The organism is Streptomyces sp. 5K101, assembly GCF_046506645.1.
Classification (GTDB): domain Bacteria; phylum Actinomycetota; class Actinomycetes; order Streptomycetales; family Streptomycetaceae; genus Streptomyces.
This window is the reverse complement of sequence record NZ_JBKFFO010000003.1, coordinates 93578-116328: the sequence shown is the minus strand read 5'-3', so window position 1 is coordinate 116328 and position 22751 is coordinate 93578. Positions and strand designations below refer to the sequence as shown.

Genomic DNA, 22751 nt, shown 5'->3' with positions numbered 1-22751 from the left:
GCTCCAGGCGCCTGAGGCTCCGTCACCCACCACGACTGGTGACGGAGCCTCGCCCAGGAATCCGGCAGCGGTGCAGTGGGCACACCGCTGCCACCTCCCAGGTCGCCCCGGTTCAGCTCTCGGTCGGAGTGAGCACCACGAAGTCGGCCTTCGAGGGGTCGAGGCAGACGGCCAGCCGGCCGACGCCCTCGACGTCCTCCGGCCCCATCTGCACGCTGCCGCCCTTCTCGGTGACCTCGGCGACCGCGGCGTCGCAGTCGGCGACGGCGAAGACCGGGTGCCAGTACGGCCGCCCGTTCGCCAGCGAGAGGTCTTCCGTGCGGAGCTCCATGATGCCGCCGTGCATGCGGTCCTCCGACAGCCCCGCGGGCGTGATGAGGGCATACGTGCCCCCGCCGCCCGGCAGCTCCATGTCACTGAACTGCCAGCCGAAGATGCCGCCGTAGAAGTCCTTCGCGGCCGCGGCGTCACTCGTGAACAGCTCGGTCCAGGACAGCGAGCCCGGCTGGTCCACCAGCTCCACGCCCTTGTTCGTCCCCGGCTGCCAGACGGCGAACTGACCCCCCAGGGGATCGCTGTACTGCGCCATGCGGCCCCAGTCGTCGAGGTCCATCGGCGCCACCCGCACCGTGCCGCCCGCGCGCCGCACGGCCTCGGTCGTGGCATCCGCGTCGGTGATGCAGTGGTAGATCATCCAGGCCGAGCGCGCGCCCTCCTCGGTGAGCTTGCCGAGCCCGGCGACGATCTTGCCGTCCCTCCGGAACATCCCGCCTTCCATCTCCTCCCCCTCCCCCATGGACTCGTACTCCCAGCCGAGCACCGCGCCGTAGAAGGCCGCGGCGGCACGGACGTCGGGGGCTCCGAGGTCGAGCCAACAGGGGGAGCCCGGGACGAAGTCGGTGGTGATCAAGGTGACTACCCTTCGTAGATACGTGGGATCCCAGCGTGACATTCGACACCGACGCTCGCCCGTCGGCGCGGCGACGCGACCGGCGCCGGCCCTCCGGTGAGGGGGCGGCCGCCAAGCGGCGCTGGTGGTCGGGGTCGGGAAATTTCCCATTGACCTAGGGAACCGACAGGCGTTCCATGGATATAAAGGACAGATAAGGCTGCTGACAGGAGGCGGCCCACCATGACCACCCGTTCAGACATCACACAACACCCGGACCTGGCCGAGATGCGTTCCCGCTTCGAGCGGGCGACGACGAATCCCGCGGCCCAGGCCGTCGAAGCACTCGCACTGCTGACCGGTGTATACCTCGCGGCGTCGCCGTGGATAGCCGGATTCAGCGGCCTCACCGCACTGGCGGTGACCAACCTGATCCTCGGCATCGCCTACGCGGTCTGCATGAGCGGCCTGGGATCGGCATACGAGCGCACTCACGCCATGGCGTGGGCAGCATGCGCCATAGGCCTCTTCACGATCATCGCGCCGTGGGTCGTCGCCGGAAACGTCGACACCGTGCGGACCGTCGTCAACAACGTGATCGTCGGCGTTGTCGCCCTGCTCTGCGCCCTGGCGATGGCAGCCGGTGCTCGGGGCGAGCGCGTACGCGGACGCGGCCGAGGTCCCTCTGCGATGACCTGAGCCCTGTCGCAACCCCTGGATCGAGGGCCCCGGCACGAGAATGTGCCGGGGTCTTCGCACGGCCGCCTGCCGAGGGTCGTCGTCAGGGCAGCACGGCCGTCCCGTCCACCTCGACCAGGCAGGCGTCGTCCCACAGCCTGACCACGCCGATCACGGCCATCGCCGGGTAGTCGCGCCCCGCCAGCCGGCGCCAGATGCGGCCCAACTCGACGGCGTGGGCCCGGTAGTCGGCCACGTCGGTGGTGTAGACGGTGACGCGGGCCAGGTCGTGCGGGGTGCCGCCGGCCGCGGCGAGAGCGGCGAGCAGGTTGGTCAGGGCCGTCTCGAACTGCTCGGGCAGCGTGACCCCCACGACTTTGCCATCGGTGTCCAGAGCGGTCTGCCCGGCGAGGAACACCAGCCGCGTACCGGACGCGGTGACCGCGTGGGAGAAGCCGGTCGGCGGGGACAGTTCGGCCGGGTTGTGCCGTTGCAGGCTCATCGGGCGGCCTCCTCGGCGTACAGCTCCTTGGCGATGATCGTGCGCTGGACCTCGGTCGCGCCCTCGTAGATCCGGGGGGCGCGGACCTCCCGGTAGAGGTGTTCGAGCAGGTGACCGCGCTGGAGGGCGCGGGCGCCGTGCAGTTGGACGGCCGCGTCGACGACGTACTGGGCGGTCTCGGTTGCGAGCAGCTTGGCCATCGCGGACCGCGTCGGCACGTCGGTTGCCCCCTCGTCGTACGCACAGGCCGCCGCGTACACCATCAGGCGCGCGGCCTCGGTGCGGGTGGCCATGTCGGCGATCGTGTGGGCGACCGACTGCAGTTCCCCCAGCGTGCCGCCGAAGGCCTTGCGGTGGGCGGTGTGCGTGAGGGTCGCGTCCAGGGCGGCGCGCGCCATGCCCACCGCGAACGCCCCGACGCTGGGCCGGAAGAGGTTGAGTGTGTTCATCGCGACGCGGAAGCCGCAGTCGGGCTCGCCGAGCAGGTCGTCGGCGGTCACGGGGACGTCGTCGAAGGCGAGGGCGCCGATCGGGTGCGGGGAGAGCATGTCGAGCGGCGTGCCGGTCAGTCCGGGGCGGTCGGCGGGGACGAGGAACGCGGTGACGCCGCGGGCTCCCGCGCCTTCGGTGGTCCGCGCGAAGACACTGTAGAAGTCGGCCTCGGGCGCGTTGGAGATCCAGCGTTTCTCGCCGCTCAGGCGCCAGCCGCGACCGTCGGGCACCGCCTTCAGGGTGAGCGCGGCGGCGTCCGAACCGGCGTCGGGCTCGCTCAGCGCGAAGGCCGCGACCGCCCGTCCGGCGACCACCTCGGGCAGCCAGCGCCGGCGTTGCTCCTCGGCACCCGCCTGGAGGAGGGGAAAGGTGCCGAGCCCCTGGAGCGCGAGGGCGGTCTCGGCCTCCGTGCAGCCGTACGCCAGGGACTCACGCAGCAGGCACAGTTCGAGGGCGCCCGCCGTGAAGAGGCGTTCCAGCAGGCCGAGTTCGCCGAGGGCGGCGACCAAGGGGCGGTTGACACGGCCCGGTTCGCCCTTCTCGGCGAGCGGGGCCAATCGGGTCATAGCCGTGGCGCGCAGCTCGGCGCACCAGGCGGTCTGTACCGGATCGAGTGAGAATACGGGCATTCGCTCCCCACCTCGGACGGCCGGAGGCACGGGGTGTTCCCCGGCGAAAAGCACAGTATCGCGCACCGTTGACTGTCGTCACCATCACGATACGCTCGTTTCGCGACCCCACCACCAGAAGAGGGGCGAACCCATGGAGCTGACACCCTCGGCCCACCTGGACACCTTCGCGCGCGACCATCTACCGCCCCGCGGTCAGTGGCCGGACCTCGTCTTCGATCTGCCCTCGCTCCGGTATCCGCAGCGCCTCAACTGCGCGGCGGAGCTCCTGGACGGCATGATCGGACGCCACGGCGCGGGCCGGCCCGTCTTCCGTACGGGCGAGGGCGAGGTCTGGACGTACGGCGAACTGCGCGAACAGGTCGACCGCATCGCGCACGTCCTCACCTCCGAGCTGAGCGTGGTTCCCGGCAACCGGGTCCTGCTGCGCGGCCCGACCACGCCGTATCTCGCGGCCTGCTGGCTCGCCGTCCTCAAGGCGGGCGCCGTCGCGGTCACCGTGCTGGCCCAGCAGCGCGCGAAGGAACTGGCCACGGTGTGCGAGATGGCGCGGGTGAGCCACGCGCTGTGCGACATCCGGTCGGTCGACGACCTGGTCAAGGCCGAGGCGCCGGGGCTGCGGATCACCACGTACGGCGGGGAAGCGCCCGACGACCTGCTGCGGCTGGCCGCGGCGCGCCCCAGGGAGCCGTACGAGGCGGTCGCGACGGCGGCCGACGACGTGGCGCTGATCGCCTTCACCTCCGGGACCACGGGCCGCCCCAAGGGGTGCATGCACTTCCACCGGGACGTCCTCGCCACCGCCGACACCTTCTCGGCCCACGTGCTGCGGCCCGAGCCGGACGACGTGTTCGCGGGCAGTCCGCCGCTGGGGTTCACCTTCGGCCTCGGCGGGCTCGTCGTGTTCCCCATGCGGGCCGGGGCGTCCACGCTGCTGCTGGAACAGGCCGGACCCCTGCAGCTGTTGCCGGCCGTCGCGGAGCACCGGGTGTCGGTCCTGTTCACCGCGCCCACCGCCTACCGCGTGATGCTGGACCACCTCGACGGGCACGACGTCCGCTCGCTGCGGCGCTGCGTGTCGGCCGGGGAGAACCTGCCCGCGGCCACCTGGCAGTCCTGGCATGAGCGGACCGGAGTGCGCCTCATCAACGGCATCGGCGCCACCGAACTGCTGCACATCTTCATCTCCGCGGCCGACGACGCGATCCGGCCGGGCACCACCGGGATCCCCGTGCCGGGCTGGCAGGCCCGCGTGGTGGACGAACAGGGCGACCCGCTGCCCGACGGCGAGCCGGGGCTGCTCGCCGTGCGCGGCCCGGTCGGCTGCCGCTACCTGGCCGACCCGCGGCAGACCGAGTACGTCCGGGGCGGCTGGAACATCACGGGCGACACCTACGTGCGCGAGGCGGACGGCTGGTTCCGCTACGTCGCCCGCGCCGACGACATGATCATCTCGGCCGGTTACAACATCGCGGGCCCCGAGGTGGAGGACGCCCTGCTGCACCACCCGGACGTGGCCGAGGCGGCGGTCGTCGGACGCCCGGACGAGCTGCGCGGCCAGATCGTGGTCGCCTACGTGGTGCTGCGCGAGGGCGTGGTGCGGGGCGACGGCACGGCCGAGGAGCTGACCGCGTCGGTCAAGCAGCGCCTCGCGCCGTTCAAGTGCCCGCGCGAGATCGTCTTCCTGGATGCCCTGCCGCGTACACCGACCGGCAAGCTGCAGCGCTTCCGCCTGCGCGCTCTAGAGTGATCGCGTGGCCGAGCAGCACACCCCCCGATCCCTGATCGTCACCCTGTACGGTGCCTACGGGCGCGAGCACAGGGGCTCCCTCGCCGTGGCCGAGCTCATCCGGCTGCTGGGCGTCCTCGGCGTGGACCCGCCGTCGGTCCGGTCCTCGGTGTCCCGGCTCAAGCGCCGCGGGCTGCTCGTGCCCGAGCGCACCGCGGACGGCGCCGCCGGTTACGCCCTGTCCGCCGACGCCCGTCAGCTCCTCGACGACGGCGACCGGCGGATCTACGCGGGCACAGCGGCCGACCTCGCCGACGGCTGGGTCATCGCCGTGTTCTCGGTGCCGGAGGCCGAGCGGCACAAGCGCCATCTGCTGCGCTCCCGGCTGGTCAGGCTGGGCTTCGGGGCGGCGGCTCCGGGGGTGTGGATCGCTCCCGCCCGCCTCTTCGACGAGACGCAGCACACCCTGCGCCGCCTCCAGCTGGACACGTACGTGGACCTGTTCCGCGGCGAACACCTCGGCTTCAGCCCGACGGCGGAGGCGGTCTCGCGCTGGTGGGACCTGGCGGCGATCGCCAAGCAGCACGAGGAGTTCCTCGACCTGCACGAGCCGGTGCTGCGCTCCTGGGAGGCCCGGGACGACACCCCGGCCGAGGACGCCTACCGGGACTACCTACCGGCTCTGGACTCCTGGCGCCGGCTGCCGTACGCGGACCCGGGGCTGCCCGCCGAGCTGTTGCCGCAGGGCTGGCCGGGCGGACGCTCCGCGGACGTGTTCACCCGGCTGCACGCGCGGCTGCGGGACGCCGGGGCGGCGTTCGTGCACGGCGGCGGGGCCTGATCCGCGTGTCGCGCACGGCGGCGGGGCCTGATCCGCGTGTCGCGCGGCGGCCGGCCTCATCCGCGTGTCGCGCACGACGGCCGGCCTCATCCGCGTGTCGCGCACGGCGCCGGGCCTGATCAGTCGAGCGTGAGCCGGGGCTTGGGCGCGTCGGTGCGGCCCGTCGGGGGCTTGCGGCTGCCCGCGCGGTACGGCAGTGGCCAGGGGGCCGCGTCGCCCTGGTAGTCCTGGTCGGCCGCCGCATGCAGGGTCCAGTGGGGGTCGTAGAGGTGGGGCCTGGCCAGGGCGCAGAGATCGGCCCGGCCCGCGAGCAGGATCGAGTTGACGTCGTCCCATGAGGAGATGGCGCCCACCGCGATGACCGGCACGCCCGCCTCGTTGCGGATGCGGTCCGCATACGGGGTCTGGTAGGAGCGGCCGTACGCGGGGCGTTCGTCGGGTACGACCTGTCCGGTGGAGACGTCGATGGCGTCGGCGCCATGGGCGGCGAAGGCGCGGGCCACGGCCACGGAGTCCTCCGCCGTGGTGCCGCCGTGCGCCCAGTCGGTGGCGGAGATGCGGACGGTCATGGGCCGTTCCTCGGGCCAGCTCTCCCGCACGGCGTCGAAGACCTCGAGGGGGAAGCGGAGCCGGTTTTCCAGGGAGCCGCCGTAGGCGTCCGTGCGGTGGTTGGTCAGCGGCGAGAGGAAGCCGGAGAGCAGGTAGCCGTGGGCGCAGTGGAGTTCGAGCAGGTCGAAGCCGCTGCGGGCGGCGCGCCGGGCGGCCGCGGCGAACTGGGCCCTGATCTCGGCCAGTCCGGCGCGGTCGAGTGCGTGCGGGATCTGATTGATCCCTTGCCGGTACGGGATCGGGGACGCGGCCGACACGGGCCAGTTGCCCTGTTCCAGGGGCTGGTCGATGCCTTCCCACATGAGTTTGGTGGAGCCCTTGCGGCCGGAGTGGCCGAGTTGGACGCCGATCGCGGTGCCCGGGGCGCGGTGGTGGACGAAGTCGGTGACGCGGCACCAGGCGGTGGCCTGCTCGGGAGTGTAGAGCCCGGTGCAGCCCGGGGTGATCCGGCCCTCGGGGCTCACGCACACCATCTCGGTCATCACCAGGCCCGCGCCGCCCAGTGTTCGGGCGCCGAGGTGGACGAGGTGGAAGTCGCCGGGCAGTCCGTCCTCGGCGACGTACAGGTCCATGGGCGAGACCACGACCCGGTTGCGCAGGGTCAGTCCGCGCAGGCGGAAGGGGGTGAACATGGGCGGTGTGCCCGGCGGGCAGCCGAAGTCCCGCTCGACGGCCTCGGTGAACGCGGGGTCGCGCAGTCGCAGGTTGTCGTGGGTGACGCGGCGGCTGCGGGTGAGGAGGTTGAAGGCGAACTGCCGGGGCGGCTGGTCGAGGTAGGTCGCGAGCTCCTCGAACCAGCGCAGGCTCGCGGCCGCCGCCCGCTGGGTGGACTCGACGACGGGGCGGCGCTCGCTCTCGTACGCGGCGAGGGCCGCGGGCAGGTCGGGCTGCTCCTGTACGCAGGCGGCGAGGGCGAGGGCGTCCTCGACGGCGAGCTTGGTGCCGGAGCCGATGGAGAAGTGCGCGGTGTGGGCGGCGTCGCCGAGGAGCACGGTGTTGCCGTGCGACCAGCGGTCGTTGACGACGGTGCGGAAGGCGATCCAGGCGGAGGAGTTGCCGCGCAGGGGGCGGCCGTCGAGAGCCTCGGTGAAGATCTTGGCGCAGCGTGCGGCGGATTCCTGCTCGTCGAGCTCGTCGAAGCCGGCGGCGCGCCAGACCTCCTCGCGCATCTCGACGATGACGGTGGAGGCGTCGGCTGAGAACGGGTAGCCGTGCAGCTGCATGACGCCGTACTCGGTCTCGGCGACCTCGAACCGGAAGGAGGGGAAGCCGAAGTCGGCGGCGAGCCAGATGTAGCGGCAGCGGTGCGTGGTGATCCGGGGCCCGAAGACGTCGGCGTGGGCGCCGCGGGTCGCGCTGTGGACGCCGTCGGCGGCGATCACGAGGTCGTGGCCGGCGGCGAGTTCGGCGGCGGGCGGGGCGGGAGTGCGGAAGCGGAGACGGACGCCGAGGTCCGCGCAGCGCTCGTGGAGGATCTCCAGCAGGCGGCGCCGGCCGAGAGCGGCGAAGCCGTGGCCGCCGGAGGTGAGCGTGTGTCCGCGGTGGACGATGTCGATGTCGTCCCAGCGGACGAACTCGTCCTGGAGGGCGCCGTAGACCACGGGGTCGGCGTGCTCGATCCCGCCGAGCGTCTCGTCGGAGAGGACGACGCCGAAGCCGAAGGTGTCGTCGGGCGCGTTGCGTTCGTAGACGGTGACGTCGCGGCCCGGATCGAGCCGCTTGAACAGCGCGGCGGCGTACAGCCCCCCGGGCCCGCCCCCGATGACGGCGACGCTCAGGGACCGCCGCTGCCCGAGGCACCCGGGGAGCGCATCGCCACGGGGCGCGCCCGGTGCGTCGGCGCTGGGCGGGCCGGATGCGTCGGGTGCGTCGGCTCGGGGCGGACCGGCGGGGGTCGGGCTTGCAGACGCGTCGGCGGGAGCCTGTTCCGACGCCGACGCCGACGGCGGCATGCCGGCGGAGTCGGGGCGTGCCCGGAGCGGCACGGCCGCCGGGCCGGGGGCCGCCTCGGCGGGAGCCGGGTCGGCTGCCGACACCGACGGCGGCACGGGCGTAGCGGCATCGGCCGCGCTGACGGGGGCCGGGCCGGGGGCCCGGAGCGGCACGGCGTCGACGGCGTCTGCGGGCCTGGCGAAGACCACGCCGGCGGGCGCCCCGCCCGACGCCGGGTCGGATGACAACACGGAGTCCGGGCGTGCCCGGAGCGGCACGGCCGCCGGGCCGGGGGCGGGTGCGCCGGGCGCACCCGGCGCGCCGACGTGGGGCGGGGCGGAGGCGGCAGTCATGTCAGCGGCCCTGCCACTTGGGCGGGCGCTTCTCCGTGAACGCCGCGTGGAACTCCGCGTAGTCCTCGCCGTTCATCAGGAGCGCCTGCGTAGCCGCGTCCATCTCGACCGCCGCGGCGAGCGGCATGTCCAGTTCCGCGGTGAGCAGGGCCTTCGTCTGGGCGTACGCCAGGGCCGGTCCGTCGGCGAGACGCCGGGCCAGCTCGGCGGCGCGCTTGTCCGCCTGGCCCTCGTCGACGAGCTCGCTCAGGAGGCCGATCCGTTCCGCCTCGGGGGCGCGCACCGGCTCGCCGAGCATGAGGAGCCGCGTGGCGTGGCCCAGCCCGACCACCCGGGGCAGCAGGTAGGCCGCTCCCATGTCACCGCCGGACAGCCCCACCTTGGTGAACAGGAAGGCGAACTTCGCCGACGCGTCGGCGATCCGGAAGTCGGCGGCCAGCGCCAGCACCGCTCCCGCCCCGGCGGCGACGCCGTGCACCGCGGCGATCACCGGGAAGGGGCATTCGCGGATCGCGCGGACGACCTGGCCCGTCATCCGGTTGAAGTCGAGGAGCTGCGCGGTGTCCATGGACAGGGTCGCGCCGATGATTTCGTCGACGTCGCCGCCCGAGCAGAAGCCGCGGCCCTCGCCGCCGAGCACGAGGGCCCGCACGGACCGCTCGCGGGAGAGCTCGGCGAGCAGATCGCGCAGATCGGCGTAGGCGCCGAAGGTGAGGGCGTTCAGCTTGTCGGGCCGGTCGAGCGTGACGCTCGCCACGCCGTCGTGGAGTGTCAGCCGCAGATGGTGCCAGCGCTCGGTGCGCGTCGCGGAACCGGAAAAGGGGCTCATGGAGTGGGGCCTCCTTCGGCGGGCGGTCGGCCTGCTGCCTGCCTCTCGAAGTTATCACCCATCCGTGACTGCCGTCACGAGTGCGCTATACCCGCGTTGTGACAGTGCTGGGATCCCGTCCCGGTTCTGGCACAGGTCGCGGCGGCAGGCCCGCGGGGCCGCTGTCCGTTCTCCGGCTGTTCGTAGGGTGAACACACCATCACCACCGAACGGACATCCGCCTTGCCCGAAGCCGCCGACTCCGCCCAGATCGCCTCCTGGCGCATCGCGCTGTCGCACCACCCGGCAGCCGTGCCCATGGCGCGCGCGATGGTCCGCGCCGCGCTGGCGGACATCGAGGCGTCCGCGGACTGCGACACGGCCGAGCTGCTCACGGCGAAGCTGGTGGCCAACGCGGTGGAGCACACCCCGTGCGGCGTCCCCATACAGCTGGTGATCGAGCTGCTGCCCACGGGCTGTCACGTGGAGGTGCACGACGCCGATCCGGCACCGCCCGGCGATCTCTCACCGGCGGCACCGCTTCCAGCACCCGACCGCCGGCAGGAGCACGGCCGCGGACTGCTGTTGGTCCGTGCGCTGAGCTCGGACTGAGGGCGCCGCCCGACGGACCGCGGCAAGGCGGTCCGGTTCACCCTGCCCGCCCGGTATTGATTGACCGGCACGGCCGGGTCTCACTCCGCGGAGGCGGTGCCGACCAGGTCGTTCCTGCTGTGCGACGTGCCGGCGTCCGCCCGCGGGCCGGTGGCCAGCCACGAGTGACGCCGGCCGTAGAGCGCGTAGACGACCGCGCCCACCAGCAGGAAGACCGCGAACTGCACCCAGGTCGGCCGGCAGGTGCCCCAGATGAGGTAGAGGCAGCACAGCACGCCGAACACCGGGGTCAGCGGGTACAGCGGCACCCGGAACTTCGTCTCCGTACCCGGATAGCGGCGGCGCAGCGAGATCAGAGCGACGTTGACGGCGACCATGATCGCGAGCGTGCCGATCGTGGTCAGGTTCATCACGACGTCGAGGGGCACGACGGCGGCGGGGACGGCGAAGGTCGCGGCGACGATCCAGGTGTTCGCGACCGGGGTCGAGGTCTTCGGGGAAAGAGGTTGGGGCACGCGTCGTGCTGTCGTGCGGTGGGCGAGCGGGTCGTGGGGGCGCGCAGGTCATGCGCGGCCGCACACAAGGAAGTGGGGCCCGGACGTACGAGCCCGGACCCCATCGATGGCGGCATACTAACCGCCGCCCACGCATGATCACCCAATCGTGCGCATGCTATTCAGCGTCGGCCAGCGTGGCCACCATGACCGCCTTGATCGTGTGCATACGGTTCTCCGCCTCGTCGAAGACGACGGAGTGGGCTGACTCGAAGACCTCGTCGGTCACCTCGAGCTCCGCGAGGCCGTGGCGCTCGTGGATCTCGCGCGCCACCGTGGTGCCGAGGTCGTGGAAGGCGGGCAGGCAGTGCAGGAACCTGACGTCCGCGTTGCCCGTCGCGCGCAGCACGTCCATGGTCACCGCGTAGGGAGCGAGCGCCTTGATCCGCTCGTCCCAGACCTCCTTGGGCTCGCCCATCGAGACCCAGACGTCGGTGGCGACGAAGTCCGCGCCGCGCACGCCCTCGGCGATGTCCTCGGTGAGCGTGATCCGCGCCCCGCTCTCCTCGGCCAGCCGGCGGGCCGTGGCGACGATCTCCTCGGCCGGCCAGTACGCCTCGGGCGCCACGATGCGCACGTCCATGCCCAGCAGGGCACCGGTGACCAGGTAGGAGTTGCCCATGTTGAAGCGGGCGTCACCGAGGTAGGCGAAGGAGACGGCCTCCAGCGGCTTGTCGGTGTGCTCGGTCATGGTCAGCACGTCGGCGAGCATCTGGGTGGGGTGCCAGTCGTCGGTGAGCCCGTTGTAGACGGGCACGCCCGCGTGCGCGGCGAGCTGCTCCACGGTGTCCTGCGCGTCACCGCGGAACTCGATCGCGTCGAACATCCGGCCCAGCACCCGGGCGGTGTCCTTGGCCGACTCCTTGCTGCCGATGTGGGAGCCGGCCGGGTCGATGTAGGTCGTGGACGCGCCCTGGTCGGCCGCGGCAACCTCGAAGGCGCAGCGCGTACGGGTCGACGACTTCTCGAAGATCAGTGCGATGTTCTTGCCGCGCAGCCGCTGGACCTCGGTGCCCGCACGCTTCGCGGCCTTGAGGTCGGCGGCCAGGCCGATCAGGCCACGGAACTCCTCGGCCGTGAAATCCAGCTCCTTGAGGCAGTGGCGGCCTTCGAGTTGTATCGCCATGACGGCTGCTCCTGGGTCGCGAAAGGCGGTGACGATGGAAGTCTATACGAACATTCGCATCGCTATACAGACTCTCGCTCCACAGGGCAGCTCATGCAGCGCGGACCACCCCTGCCCCGGCCCAGTTCGCTGCCGGGGATCTCGATCACCTCGATGCCCTGTTTGCGCAGATGGGTGTTGGTCGTGACGTTGCGCTCGTAGGCCACGACGACGCCCGGCTCGACGGCGAGCACGTTGCAGCCGTCGTCCCACTGCTCGCGCTCCGCCGCGTGCACGTCCTGGGTCGCGGTCAGCACCCGGATGTCCTTCAGCCCGAGCGCCGCCGCGATCGCGTCGTGCATCTGCTCCGGCGGATGGTCGCTGACCTTGAGCCCACCGAAGCCGTCGGCCGGTTCGATGGTGTACGAGCGGAGCATCCCGAGCCCCGCGTACTGCGTGAACGTGTCCCCGTCGACCATGGTCATCACGGTGTCCAGGTGCATGAACGCCCGGCGCTTGGGCATGTCCAGCGCCACGATCGTCCGGGCGGAACCGGCGGCGAACAGCCCGCGCGCCAGCATCTCCACGGCCTGCGGTGTGGTGCGCTCGCTCATCCCGATCAGCACCGCGCCGTTTCCGATCACCAGCACGTCGCCGCCCTCGATGGTGGACGGGTAGTCGTCCTGCCCCTCCGACCAGTGGTGGAACGACGCGGCCTCCGGGCCCACGAAGTGCGGGTGGTGCTTGTAGATGGCCTCGAAGTGCACGGTCTCCCGCTGACGGGCGGGCCAGCGCATCGCGTTGATGGAGACGCCGTCGTAGATCCAGGCCGATGTGTCCCTGGTGAAGATGTGGTTGGGCAGCGGCTGGAGCAGGAAGTCGTCCAGGTCCATCGCGTGGAAGCGGACCGACGTCGGCTCGGAGTGCCCTGCCAGGAACTCCCGCTTGGTCATCCCGCCGACCAGCGCCTCCACGAGGTCGGACGTGGGCAGCTCGTCGAAGGCGACCCGCAGGTGGTCGGTCGCGAGCGGCCCGTACTCCTTCTCGTCGAAGACGCGGTCCAGCACGAGCTTCCTGGCCTCGGGGATCTCCAGCGACTCGCGCAGCAGGTCGCCGAAGAGATGCACCTCCACCCCTCGGTCGCGCAGAACGTCGGCGAAGCCGTCGTGTTCGTGACGGGCCCGGCGGACCCAGAGCACGTCGTCGAAGAGCAACGCGTCCTTGTTGCTCGGCGTGAGCCGCTTCAGCTCCAGATCGGGCCGGTGGAGGATGACCTGGCGCAGTCGCCCGGTCTCGGAGTCGACATGGAATCCCATGCCTCCATCCTCGTCGCCCGGACGCCCGTTCACCCGGCGAACGGCCGACTGGGTGGGGTCGGCCGGATGACGGCGGCGTCCGCCGCGGGGGAGGATGCCGCCGGGGGTTGCCGCCGCCGGGCGAGGACCGTGGGGCCTCTGGCCCCGGGCGAGGACGCCGCCGTCGACGACGCCGCGGCCTCCACCGTCGGTTGACACTGGAGCCTCGCCGCCAGGCGACAACACTGCCGCCTCCGACCCCCGAGCCAGGACGCTGCGGCCTCCGCCGCCGGTGATTCACCGGAGCCTCGCCGTCAGGCGAAGACGCTGCCGCCTCCGACACCGGACGAACCGCCGGAGCCTCGCCCGCCGGGCGAGAACGACGACGTCGTCACCGTCCGTCGACGGGGCCCGCCGGCGCAGCACCTCCTGCCGGGCGTCGCGTGCAGCGCCTCGGTCGGGGCCGGGACGGCGGGCCCGTACCCCAGCTCCGGTATCCGCCACGACACCCGGGCCGTGGCCCGCCGGGCTTGGCGGCGGCCTTCGCTCAGGCGCGCAGCAGCGCGAACAGCGCCGTCGCGTGGTGCGTCCTCCGGATGGAGATGGCGGATCTCGTGCAGGAGGTCAAGCGAGGCCCGTGTCCGACGGCCACGTCCGCGTCTCCTGGGGGCTCCAGCGCCCCGGCGCGGCCGGCCCCCCGGGAAAGGAGCCGCGCCCGGCGGGGCCGCGCCGGCGGGTCACAGGCGGGGGTCGACCGGCTCCGACTCCAGGGCCAGCACCGCGAAGACCGCCTCGTGCACGCGCCACAGCGGTTCCCCGTCGGCGAGCCGGTCCAGGGCCTCGAGCCCCAGGGCGTACTCGCGCAGGGCGAGCGAGCGCTTGTGGTTCAGGAACCTGCGGCGCAGCCGCTCCAGGTTGTGCGGACGGGTGTACTCCGGGCCGTAGATGATGCGCAGGTACTCCCGGCCGCGGACCTTGATCCCCGGCTGCACCAGCCGGCCCTTCTCGTCCTTGGCGAGCGCCTGCAGCGGCTTGACGACCATGCCCTCGCCGCCGCGCCCCGTCAGCTCCAGCCACCAGTCCACGCCCGCGCGCACGGACGCCTCGTCACCGGTGTCGACGACGAGCCGCCGCGTGACCTGCAGCAGACCGGTCGGGTCGTGCTCCACGAGCCGGTCCAGCCAGGCGAGCTGCTCGTCGTGCGGGACCGCGGCCAGCGAGCGGCCCTGGGAGGCGAGGATCTGGAACGGCGCGAGCCGCACGCCGTCGAGTCCGTCCGTCGGCCAGCAGTATCGGCGATAGGCGTCGGTGAACGCGGACGCGTCGGTGGCCCGTTCGCGCTGCCGCGAGCAGACCCGCCACGTCGACACCCCGCGCGGCCGCCGCCTCCAGTGCCGCGCCCGCCACGGGCAGCACCGCGCCGGACGCGGCGCCGACCGCCGCGTACTGGGAGCGCAGCAGGCCCGACGCCTTCAGCGACCAGGGCATCAACTCGCCGTCCAGCAGCAGCCAGTCAGTGCCCAGCTCGTCCCAGAGGCCGGCCGCGGTGACGGCCGCGCGCAGGCCCTGGAGGATCTCCTCGGCGACCTCGCCGTCGTCGAAGAACGGCCGCCCGGTACGGGTGTGCAGAGCGCCCGTGACGCCCTCCGCGCCGAAGCGTTCCCGGGCCGCCGCCGCGTCGCGGCACACCAGTGCCACGGCCCGCGACCCCATGTGCTTCTCCTCGCACACGACCCTGCCGATGCCGTCGGCCCGGTACTGCGCGAACGCCTCGGCCGGGTGCTCCAGAAAGGGTCCGTCAGCGGCTCCGCCGGCTTCCTCCCGCGACGTCGCGGTGGGGGCCATCGTCGGCGGCAGGTAGACCAGCAGGCGGGGATCGACGGCGAAGCGGCTCATGACCTCCAGCGCCGCGGCCGCGTTCTCCTCCCGGACGGCGATGCGCGCCATGTGCCGCGTCTCGACGACCCGGCGGCCGGCGACGTCGGCGAGGTCCAGCGGGCGCCCCTCGCGTCCGCCGGGCGCCTCCACCAGCAGCGGCCGGACCGGCTCGTACCAGACCTTCTCGGCGGGCACGTCGACCAGTTCGCGCTCCGGCCAGCGCAGCGCGGTCATCCGGCCGCCGAAGACGGCGCCCGTGTCGAGGCAGATGGTGTTGTTGATCCACGAGGTGTTGGGCACGGGCGTGTGGCCGTAGACGACGGCCGCACGGCCCCGGTAGTCCTCGGCCCACGGATAGCGGACGGGCAGCCCGAACTCGTCGGTCTCGCCGGTCGTCTCGCCGTACAGCGCGTGCGAGCGGACGCGGCCGGAGGTGCGGCCGTGGTACTTCTCGGGCAGGCCGGCGTGGCAGACGACGAGCCTGCCCTCGTCGAGCACGTAGTGGCTGACGAGGCCGTCGATGAACTCCCGTACCCGCTCCCGGAAGGCCGGATCGCGGGCGTCCTCCTTCTCCAGCTGCTCGATGGTCTCGGCGAGGCCGTGCGTGGGCTGGACGTTACGGCCCTTGAGGTAGCGGCCCAGCTTGTTCTCATGGTTGCCCGGGACGCACAGGGCGTGGCCTGCGGCGACCATGCCCATGACGCGGCGCAGCACTCCGGGGCTGTCGGGGCCCCGGTCGACGAGGTCGCCGACGAAGACGGCGGTACGGCCCTCGGGGTGGGCGCCGTCCTCGTAGCCGAGCTTGGCGAGCAGGGTCTCCAGCTCGGAGCTGCAGCCGTGTATGTCGCCGATGATGTCGAACGGTCCGGTGAGGTGGCGCAGGTCGTTGAAGCGGCGCTCGAGAACGACCTCCGCGGCGTCCGCCTCCGCCACGCTGCGCAGGACGTGGACCTTGCGGAAGCCCTCGCGCTCCAGGCCGCGCAGCGAGCGGCGCAGCTCGCGGCGGTGGCGGGCGATGACGTGGCGGGGCATGCCGGCGCGGTCGGGGCGGGTCGCGTTGCGCGCGGCGCAGACGTCCTCGGGGAGGTCCAGGACGATCGCGATGGGCAGGACGTCGTGCTCGCGGGCGAGGCGTACGAGCTGCCGGCGGCTCTCGGTCTGCACGTTGGTGGCGTCGACGACGGTCAGCCGCCCGGCGGCGAGCCGCTTGCCCACGATGTAGTGCAGGACGTCGAACGCGTCGCCGCTGGCACTCTGGTCGTTCTCGTCGTCTGCGACCAGGCCCCGGCAGAAGTCCGAGGAGACGACCTCGGTGGGCTTGAAGTGCTTGCGGGCGAACGTGGACTTGCCCGACCCGGTGGCGCCGACGAGGACCACGAGGGACAGGTCGGTCACGGGGAGCCGGCGGCCGGGGGCGGTGACAGTGGTCTCCGTGGTGCTGGTCATGCCGCGGTCGCCTCCTTCGGGGTCGTGTCGGTCGTGGTCGTGTCGGTCGTGGTCGTGTCGGTCGTGGTCGTGTCGGTCGTCGTCATCTCGAACACCGCCATCTGGGTCGGCGGGCCCACCTCGGGGTCGTCGGGGCCGACCGGCACGAAACGCACGGTGTAGCCGTGGCGTCCGGCGACGGCTTCGGCCCAGGTCCGGAACTCCTCGCGGGTCCATTCGAACCGGTGGTCGCCGTGGCGCACATGTCCGGCGGGCAGCGTCTCCCAGCGCACGTTGTACTCGACGTTGGGCGTCGTCACGAGCACGGTCCGGGGGCGTGCCGAGCCGAAGACCGCGTACTCCAGGGCGGGCAGCCGCGGCAGGTCGAGGTGTTCGACGACCTCGCTGAGCACGGCGGCGTCGTAGCCCGTGAGCCGCTTGTCGGTGTACGTGAGCGAGCCCTGGATCAGCTGGACGCGGGCGGCCTGCCGCTCGCCGAGGCGGTCCAGCCTGAGCCGGCGTCCCGCGATGGTCAGGGCACGCACCGACACGTCGACGCCGACGATCTCGGTGAACCGCACGTCCTTCAGCAGCGCCTGCACCAACTGGCCCTGTCCGCAGCCCAGATCGAGCACACGGGTCGCGCCGGCGGCACGCAGCGCGTCGAGGATGGCCTCCCGGCGCTGCGCCGCGAGCGGAATGGGGCGCTCCGCGGTGTCCGTGGTCTCGTCCACGGCGTTGTCCACGTCCTCGACCCGGAGGTCGTCGGTCTCGGCGAGGCGCACCAGCTCCAGGCGCTCCATGGCCTGCCGGGTCAGGCCCCAGCGGCGGGACAGGTAGCGGCTGGTGATGAGCTTGTGCTCGGGGTGCTCGGCGAGCCAGCCCTCGCCCGCGCGCAGCAGTTTGTCGACCTCGTCGGGAGCGACCCAGTAGTGCTTGGCGTCGTCGAGGACGGGGAGCAGGACGTACAGCTGGCGCAGCGCGTCGGCGAGCCGCAGCTCCCCTTTGAGCACCAGCCGTACATAGCGCGACGCGCCCCACTCGGGGAACTGCTCGTCCAGGGCGATCGGTTGGGCCTCGACCGAGGTCCAGCCGAGCGGTCCGAAGAGCTTACGGACCAGTTCGGCACCGCCGCGGGCGGCGACGGCGGGCACCTCGATGCGCAGCGGCAGCGGGGCCTCGGCCCGTCCGGGCAGCGCCGCGCACACCCCGCGCAGGGCGCTCTTGAACACGGTGCTGAGCGCCACCGCCAGCAGCGACGAGGCCGCGTAGGGGCGGTCGTTGACGTACTGCGCGAGCGCGGTGTCGGGCGCGCCGCCGCGGCCCTTGCCCTTGCCGCGCCGTACGAGCGCCACCGGATCCACCTCCAGCAGCAGTGCTGCCGTGCACCGTTGCGCGGACGCCTCGGGGTAGAAGACATGCGCGGTGCCGTGCGACGTGGAGAACGTCTGCGCCTTGTCGGGGTGCTTGTGCAACAGGAAGCCGAGGTCGGTCGCGGGACGCTCTGGGGTGCCGGTCGTACTGATCGTCAGGATCACGCGTTTGAGTATCGTCCGGTTCGTCTGCCCCGACCAGCGGTTTTCATCACAAGCGGGCGCCGGAACGCACGGGCGGTTCAGTCCTCGCCCAGCAGCCGGGCGAGGGCGCCGATCTCCTCCGGTCCCACGCGGCAGCAGCCACCGACGAGCCGCGCGCCGGCGCGGCACCAGGTGCGCGCCGCGGCCGGGTCGTACGCGCTGCCGCCCTGCCAGCGCCGCTCGGCGGCGTCCCAGCCCTCCCCGCTGTTGGGGTACGCGACGACGGGCTTGCCGGTCACCGCCGCGGCGGTCCCGGCCGCCGCGGCCACGTCGCGCGGGTCGCAGCAGTTCACACCCACCGCGAGCACGTGGTCCCGGCCCGCGGCCAGGGCGAATGCCTCCGCCAGGTCCTGGCCGGCCCGGGTCCGCCCGCCGGCGACCGTGTAGGAGAGCCACACCGGCACACCGCACCCCTCGCTCGCGCGCAGCAGCGCCTTCGCCTCGTCGGCGTCCGGCACGGTCTCCAGGGCCAGCACGTCGGGCCCGGCGGCGACGAGGGCCTCGATACGCGGCCGGTGGAAGCGCTCGAGCTCCGCCGTGCCGAGCCCGTACCGTCCCCGGTACTCGCTGCCGCCGGCGAGCATCGCCCCGTACGGGCCGATCGAGGCGGCGACCCACACCTCGTGGGGTGCCGCGTCGGCGGCGGCGCGCGCCAGGGCGACGCTGCGGCCGAGCAGGCCCGCTGCCGCCTCCGGCCGGACGCCCCTGCGGGCGAACCCCTCGAACGTGGCCTGGTAGCTCGACGTGATGAGCACCTGGGCACCCGCCCGTACGTACGCCGTGTGCGCCGCTTCGATCTGCCGCGGATCGTCGGCGAGCAGCCGTGCCGACCAGAGGGAGTCGGACAGGTCGCAGCCCTGCGCCTCCAGTTGGTTGGACAGGCCGCCGTCGAGGACGAGGACGTCCCGGGCGAGCGCTTCGGCGAGTGTGCGGGCGGGTCTCACAGCGGCTCCCGGGGTCAGCTGAGCTGGGACTGGACCTGGGAGGAGATGAGCTCCAGGTGCTCCAGGTCGTCCAGGTCGAGCATCTGGAGGTAGATCCGGGACGAGCCGGTCGCCGCGTAAAGACCGATCTTGTCGACGACCTCGGCCGGGGAGCCGGCCAGACCGTTCGTCTTCAGCTCGTCGACCTCCCGGCCGATCGCCGCCGCGCGGCGGGCCACCTCCGTGTCGTTCTTGCCGACGCACACGACCAGCGCGTTCGAGTAGACCAGGTCGTCCGGGGAGCGGCCGGCCTTCTCGGCGGCGGCACGGACGCGGCCGAACCCGCGCTCGGTGTCCTCGACGGAGGCGAACGGCAGGTTGAACTCGTCCGCGTACTGCGCGGCAAGGCGCGGGGTACGGGTGGCTCCGTGGCCGCCGATCAGCACGGGGACCTTGGCCTGGGCGGGCTTGGGCAGGGCCGGGGAGTCCGTCAGCTGGTAGTGCCGGCCGTCAAAGCTGTAGGTCTGGCCGACCTCGGTGGCCCACAGGCCGGTGATGATTTCCAGTTGTTCTTCGAGGCGGGCGAACTTCTCCTGGGGGAAGGGGATGCCGTACGCCCGGTGCTCCTCCTCGAACCAGCCTGCGCCCAGGCCCAGTTCGACGCGGCCGCCCGACATCTGGTCGACCTGGGCGACCTGGATGGCGAGCACGCCGGGGAGCCGGAAGGTGCCGGCCGTCATCAGTGTGCCGAGGCGGATCCGCTTGGTCTCGCGGGCCAGGCCGGCCAGGGTGATCCAGGCATCGGTCGGGCCGGGCAGTCCGTCGGCGGCACCCATGCGCAAGTAGTGGTCGGACCGGAAGAAGGCGTCGAAGCCGAGCTCCTCGGTGGCCTTGGCGACGCTCAGAAGGGTGTCGTAGCTCGCCCCTTGCTGGGGCTCGGTGAAGATGCGCAGATCCATGCATCCATCCTGCACCTTTCACCGCCGGGCAATCCGGTCGCGCGGGGGCGGATGGGCGCTCGGTCACGCGGGTCCGTGCGCGCCCCGCTCGCACCGGGCCGACCGAGCCGGCCCGCCGCGCGGGAGGCCACCGCGCCGAGGGCGGTTCACGCAAGGGCGCGCCGGCCCCAGCGGGTCCCACTCAGCAAACCACCACCACCCCGCGCTCGTTGCAGGAGGCCAGCCCCACGGGGTGACCCCGAAGCCCCCGTCACGGCGGGCCCGTCGCGGGGTCCATCGCGGGGGCGGGGTGCGCCGGGCCCGCTCGGCCGCGGATCGTCTCGGGCGGGCGCTCGGGCTCGTGCTCCGCGAGGCGGCGCAGCATGCCGCGCACCCGGTCGCTCGACTCGTCCGCGGCGTCTATCGTCTCGATGCACTGCCAGTAGAGCCCTTCGTCGTCCGTGGCGCAGGCGACCCCGACGAGGGCGATGCCGACCTCGCCCAGCAGGACGTTCAGCTCGGTCAACGCCGCCTCGGGATCGGCCACTTCGGTCAGCTGCGCGGCCCTCACCCCGCCGCTGCGCACCATCGGGTGGTCCAGCACCCCGCACCCCCGTCCCCCGATCTCGCCCAGCCCCCGGGCCTCGCCTCTCAGCTCGGCGGGCCCGCTCGCCGCGATCCGGCTGCCGATCGCCTGGGCCAGCGCCTGCGCCTGCCACGCCTCGGCCACGATCTCCGGCACGGACCGGCTCTCCGCCAGCGTGTGGCGGCTGATCTCGATGAGTCGTAACGCGTCCACGACCGCACCCCCGTTCGTACGACTTCCTGCCCACTCAGTTCATTACCCAGAGTGAAGGTCATCGACCAGAAAAGCCAGGGGAATTCGGAAATCTGTGGACACCAAGGCTGTTGTGGATAACTCGACAACTCCAAAGAGTGACGAAGGGGTGTCGAAGCAGCCTCGGCCCGCCCCTCCGCACCCCCCATGCGCGACGCCCCGCCGCTACCCCGCCGGGAACCGCCGCTCGTTGCGGTCGATCTTGTCGGACAGAGCCCGCAGCACGTCGATCCCGAGCACCTCGCAGAACTGCAGCAGGTAGGCGAGCACGTCCGCGGCCTCGTCGCGCACACGGTGCGCCGTGTCCTCCTCCTCCATCACACGGGCCGACTGCTCCGGTGTCAGCCACTGGAAGATCTCGACCAGTTCGGCGGCCTCGACGCTCAGCGCCACCGCCAGGTTCTTCGGGGTGTGGTACGGCTGCCAGTCGCGTGCCGCCGCGAACTCAGCCAGTCTGCGCTGGAGTCCCGCCACGTCCAGCCCGTCGTCTCTCGTCACGGCACCAGGTCTACCACCGACACCCCGTCGGCCCCCTGTGCGCACGACGGGTCGGACACGGCCCCCACCAGCCGGATGTGGCCCCGCGCGCACATCTCGGCCGCGAGGCCCACCAGTCGGCGCGCCTGTGCCGGATGCAGACACCGGTCGAACCCGTCCGCGAGCACCGTGAGCGACTGGTACGCGGCCGGCACCTCGGCCACCTGGTCGACGGACAGCACGCCCGGCCCGGTGAGCAGCACCAGGGCCAGGGCCAGATACCGCAACTCGCCCTCCCCCAGCCGCCCCAGCGGCGTGCCGGCGCGGCCCTCGCCACGGGCGAGCAGCGCCCGGACCGTGCCGTCCCCCAACTCCTCCACGCACAGGTCGGTCACCGGCCCCGCGCACCCCACGCGCGCCGCCGCCGCGAGCCGCGCGTGCCGTTTGCCGCATTCGCTGCGCGTGCGGTGCAGGACCTCGGCCAGGTTGTCGCACCCGCGCCGCAGCCGGCCGGTCCCCGCGGGGACCGGCTCGCGCATCCGGTGGGGCCGCGGGTCGCAGACGAAGACGGATCTCAGAGCGAGGACCACCTGCTCGGCCGCGGCCAGCACACGCAGCTGCGCCTGCGTCCGGCCGGCGACGTGCAGGGGCAGCAGGGCGGTGCCGAGCCGGTCGCCGGGCAGCCGGCCCCGGGTGACGCCGGTCGTACCGGAGGTGTGCCAGGCGGCCTCCACGTCCGTGCGGCCGGGGTCGCCCAGGGCCGTGGCGAGCAGGGTCCGTCCGCCGATGGTCAGCCGTTCTCCGGCGATGCGCAGGCGCGGCACGGCCTCCACGGCGAGATCGAGGCTCACCGGGCCCGCGGGGCCGTCCACCGTGCACCCGATCCGAAAGCCCCGGCGTCCCTGGCGGTCGGCCCGGGCCCCCTCGGGCACGTACTCGGCCGCCTGCGGGAACGCGGTCCGGAGATCGTGTCCGGCGCCGAGCAGCGCGAGTGCCTCGTACGCCTCGACGGCGCTCGACTTGCCGCTGCCGCTGACGCCGGTGATCAGTGTCATGGGGCCGAGGCGGAGCACCGTCCCCCGGTGCGTCCGGAAGGCGGGGAGCCGTAGTTCGGTGACCGCGGGCCGGGCGGCGCCCGCCCCTTGGGGCAGTGTCATCGGACCGGTGATCTCTGCGTTCGCGTCCATGGGCGGGACGGTACGCACAGTGATCACCGCCGAACCGTTCCGTCCTGCCGGCCGTCCTACGAATGAGGTACGGCGGCCGCCTCGGCCCCTTCCACCTCGGTGCCGACCGGCGCGAGGAGGAACACGTTGCGGTCGACCCGGTGCATCGCGCTGCCGAGTCCGAAGACGACACCGCTGCTGAAGTCCAGGATGCGCTTGGCCACTTCGGTGTCGGCGGCGGTCAGGTCCAGCAGGACGGGCGTACGGCCCACGAGGTACTCGGCGACCTCGCGCGCGTCGGCGAAGACCTGCACCCGCAGCACGACGAAACGACGCTGTTCGGCGGCCGCGTAGTCCCGCGGGACGGTCCGGTGGTCCACCCGCGACGGCCACTCGTCGCGACCGCGCAGCGGCACCACCTGCGCCAGGCCCTCCCACTGCTCGTCGGTGACGTCGTACCTCTCGTACCTACTCATGGGACCATCCTCCCGCCCCTCACCC

Annotated in this window: 18 protein-coding genes and 2 pseudogenes; 4 read left to right on the top strand and 16 right to left on the bottom strand. The window is 72.7% G+C overall.

Going from position 1 to position 22751, the window contains the following annotated elements; genetic code table 11:
* Window positions 1-112: 112 nt before the first annotated feature.
* On the bottom strand, window positions 113-910 hold the full coding sequence (locus tag ACLB9X_RS06345; RefSeq protein ID WP_410359248.1) for a VOC family protein: 798 nt from the start codon (window positions 908-910) through the stop codon (window positions 113-115).
* Between the two features lie 222 nt (window positions 911-1132).
* Here ACLB9X_RS06345 and ACLB9X_RS06340 point away from each other — a divergent pair, with 222 nt between their 5' ends.
* Window positions 1133-1588, top strand: a complete 456-nt coding sequence (locus ACLB9X_RS06340) for an SPW repeat protein (RefSeq protein WP_410359247.1) — start codon at window positions 1133-1135, stop codon at window positions 1586-1588.
* 82 nt (window positions 1589-1670) lie between these two features.
* Here ACLB9X_RS06340 and ACLB9X_RS06335 read toward each other — a convergent pair whose 3' ends face one another.
* A complete protein-coding gene (locus ACLB9X_RS06335; RefSeq protein WP_410359246.1) occupies window positions 1671-2069 on the bottom strand; it encodes a RidA family protein in 399 nt (132 codons plus the stop codon).
* Window positions 2066-3190: an acyl-CoA dehydrogenase family protein gene (locus ACLB9X_RS06330; RefSeq protein WP_410359245.1), complete on the bottom strand. Its 1125-nt coding sequence runs from the start codon at window positions 3188-3190 to the stop codon at window positions 2066-2068. Before ACLB9X_RS06330 ends, ACLB9X_RS06335 begins: the two co-directional genes overlap by 4 nt.
* Before the next feature lie 133 nt (window positions 3191-3323).
* On the opposite strand from ACLB9X_RS06330, the gene ACLB9X_RS06325 reads away from it, so the two are divergent.
* The gene (locus tag ACLB9X_RS06325; protein ID WP_410359244.1) at window positions 3324-4940 is read left to right on the top strand and encodes an AMP-binding protein; all 1617 of its coding nucleotides are present in this window, start codon (window positions 3324-3326) and stop codon (window positions 4938-4940) included.
* A gap of 4 nt (window positions 4941-4944) precedes the next feature.
* Window positions 4945-5760, top strand: coding sequence for a PaaX family transcriptional regulator C-terminal domain-containing protein (locus tag ACLB9X_RS06320; protein WP_410359243.1), 816 nt, complete (start codon window positions 4945-4947; stop codon window positions 5758-5760).
* 119 nt (window positions 5761-5879) lie between these two features.
* Here ACLB9X_RS06320 and ACLB9X_RS06315 read toward each other — a convergent pair whose 3' ends face one another.
* Together ACLB9X_RS06315 and ACLB9X_RS06310 are read right to left on the bottom strand one after the other, a co-directional pair.
* Window positions 5880-8321, bottom strand: coding sequence for a bifunctional salicylyl-CoA 5-hydroxylase/oxidoreductase (locus tag ACLB9X_RS06315; protein ID WP_410359582.1), 2442 nt, complete (start codon window positions 8319-8321; stop codon window positions 5880-5882).
* A 334-nt stretch (window positions 8322-8655) separates the two neighbouring features.
* Entirely contained in the window at window positions 8656-9483 is an 828-nt protein-coding gene (locus ACLB9X_RS06310; protein ID WP_410359242.1) for an enoyl-CoA hydratase family protein, read from the bottom strand.
* Window positions 9484-9705: 222 nt separating this feature from the next.
* Here ACLB9X_RS06310 and ACLB9X_RS06305 point away from each other — a divergent pair, with 222 nt between their 5' ends.
* Window positions 9706-10074 (top strand): ATP-binding protein, encoded by a 369-nt coding sequence (locus ACLB9X_RS06305; RefSeq protein ID WP_410359241.1) that lies wholly within the window; start codon window positions 9706-9708, stop codon window positions 10072-10074.
* 80 nt (window positions 10075-10154) lie between these two features.
* Here ACLB9X_RS06305 and ACLB9X_RS06300 read toward each other — a convergent pair.
* The 11 genes and pseudogenes from ACLB9X_RS06300 to ACLB9X_RS06250 form a co-directional block, all read right to left on the bottom strand.
* Window positions 10155-10592: pseudogene (locus tag ACLB9X_RS06300) on the bottom strand (amino acid permease C-terminal domain-containing protein); the annotation flags it as partial.
* 154 nt (window positions 10593-10746) lie between these two features.
* A complete protein-coding gene (gene argF, locus ACLB9X_RS06295) occupies window positions 10747-11754 on the bottom strand; it encodes an ornithine carbamoyltransferase (RefSeq protein WP_410359240.1) in 1008 nt (335 codons plus the stop codon).
* 62 nt (window positions 11755-11816) lie between these two features.
* A complete protein-coding gene (locus ACLB9X_RS06290; protein ID WP_410359239.1) occupies window positions 11817-13049 on the bottom strand; it encodes an arginine deiminase in 1233 nt (410 codons plus the stop codon).
* A gap of 716 nt (window positions 13050-13765) precedes the next feature.
* Window positions 13766-16352 (bottom strand): annotated as a pseudogene (locus tag ACLB9X_RS06285) (polynucleotide kinase-phosphatase).
* Window positions 16349-17869, bottom strand: coding sequence for a 3' terminal RNA ribose 2'-O-methyltransferase Hen1 (locus ACLB9X_RS06280; RefSeq protein ID WP_410359238.1), 1521 nt, complete (start codon window positions 17867-17869; stop codon window positions 16349-16351). The pseudogene ACLB9X_RS06285 and the gene ACLB9X_RS06280 overlap by 4 nt, the downstream one beginning before the upstream one ends.
* A gap of 77 nt (window positions 17870-17946) precedes the next feature.
* Complete coding sequence (gene mmuM / locus ACLB9X_RS06275) at window positions 17947-18852, bottom strand: homocysteine S-methyltransferase (RefSeq protein WP_410359237.1); 906 nt, start codon at window positions 18850-18852, stop codon at window positions 17947-17949.
* 14 nt (window positions 18853-18866) lie between these two features.
* Window positions 18867-19790 carry an LLM class F420-dependent oxidoreductase gene (locus tag ACLB9X_RS06270; RefSeq protein WP_410359236.1) on the bottom strand — a complete coding sequence of 308 codons (924 nt, stop codon included), beginning with the start codon at window positions 19788-19790 and terminating at the stop codon, window positions 18867-18869.
* 250 nt (window positions 19791-20040) lie between these two features.
* On the bottom strand, window positions 20041-20568 hold the full coding sequence (locus ACLB9X_RS06265) for a DUF6099 family protein (RefSeq protein WP_410359235.1): 528 nt from the start codon (window positions 20566-20568) through the stop codon (window positions 20041-20043).
* Between the two features lie 204 nt (window positions 20569-20772).
* On the bottom strand, window positions 20773-21105 hold the full coding sequence (locus ACLB9X_RS06260) for a nucleotide pyrophosphohydrolase (protein ID WP_410359234.1): 333 nt from the start codon (window positions 21103-21105) through the stop codon (window positions 20773-20775).
* The gene (locus ACLB9X_RS06255; protein WP_410359233.1) at window positions 21102-22271 is read right to left on the bottom strand and encodes an AAA family ATPase; all 1170 of its coding nucleotides are present in this window, start codon (window positions 22269-22271) and stop codon (window positions 21102-21104) included. Before ACLB9X_RS06255 ends, ACLB9X_RS06260 begins: the two co-directional genes overlap by 4 nt.
* A 56-nt stretch (window positions 22272-22327) precedes the next feature.
* On the bottom strand, window positions 22328-22726 hold the full coding sequence (locus tag ACLB9X_RS06250; protein ID WP_410359232.1) for a cell division protein SepF: 399 nt from the start codon (window positions 22724-22726) through the stop codon (window positions 22328-22330).
* Between the last annotated feature and the right edge of the window lie 25 nt (window positions 22727-22751).

Excerpts from the sequence above, each read along its gene's own strand:
- ACLB9X_RS06255 (WP_410359233.1), bottom strand. The coding sequence starts at position 22,271 with ATGGACGCGAACGCAGAGATCACCGGTCCGATGACACTGCCCCAAGGG.
- ACLB9X_RS06335 (WP_410359246.1), bottom strand. The coding sequence starts at position 2,069 with ATGAGCCTGCAACGGCACAACCCGGCCGAACTGTCCCCGCCGACCGGC.
- ACLB9X_RS06250 (WP_410359232.1), bottom strand. The coding sequence starts at position 22,726 with ATGAGTAGGTACGAGAGGTACGACGTCACCGACGAGCAGTGGGAGGGC.
- ACLB9X_RS06270 (WP_410359236.1), bottom strand. The coding sequence starts at position 19,790 with ATGGATCTGCGCATCTTCACCGAGCCCCAGCAAGGGGCGAGCTACGAC.
- ACLB9X_RS06310 (WP_410359242.1), bottom strand. The coding sequence starts at position 9,483 with ATGAGCCCCTTTTCCGGTTCCGCGACGCGCACCGAGCGCTGGCACCAT.
- argF (WP_410359240.1), bottom strand. The coding sequence starts at position 11,754 with ATGGCGATACAACTCGAAGGCCGCCACTGCCTCAAGGAGCTGGATTTC.
- ACLB9X_RS06330 (WP_410359245.1), bottom strand. The coding sequence starts at position 3,190 with ATGCCCGTATTCTCACTCGATCCGGTACAGACCGCCTGGTGCGCCGAG.
- ACLB9X_RS06340 (WP_410359247.1), top strand. The coding sequence starts at position 1,133 with ATGACCACCCGTTCAGACATCACACAACACCCGGACCTGGCCGAGATG.
- ACLB9X_RS06315 (WP_410359582.1), bottom strand. The coding sequence starts at position 8,321 with ATGCCGCCGTCGGCGTCGGCGTCGGAACAGGCTCCCGCCGACGCGTCT.
- ACLB9X_RS06325 (WP_410359244.1), top strand. The coding sequence starts at position 3,324 with ATGGAGCTGACACCCTCGGCCCACCTGGACACCTTCGCGCGCGACCAT.
- ACLB9X_RS06290 (WP_410359239.1), bottom strand. The coding sequence starts at position 13,049 with ATGGGATTCCATGTCGACTCCGAGACCGGGCGACTGCGCCAGGTCATC.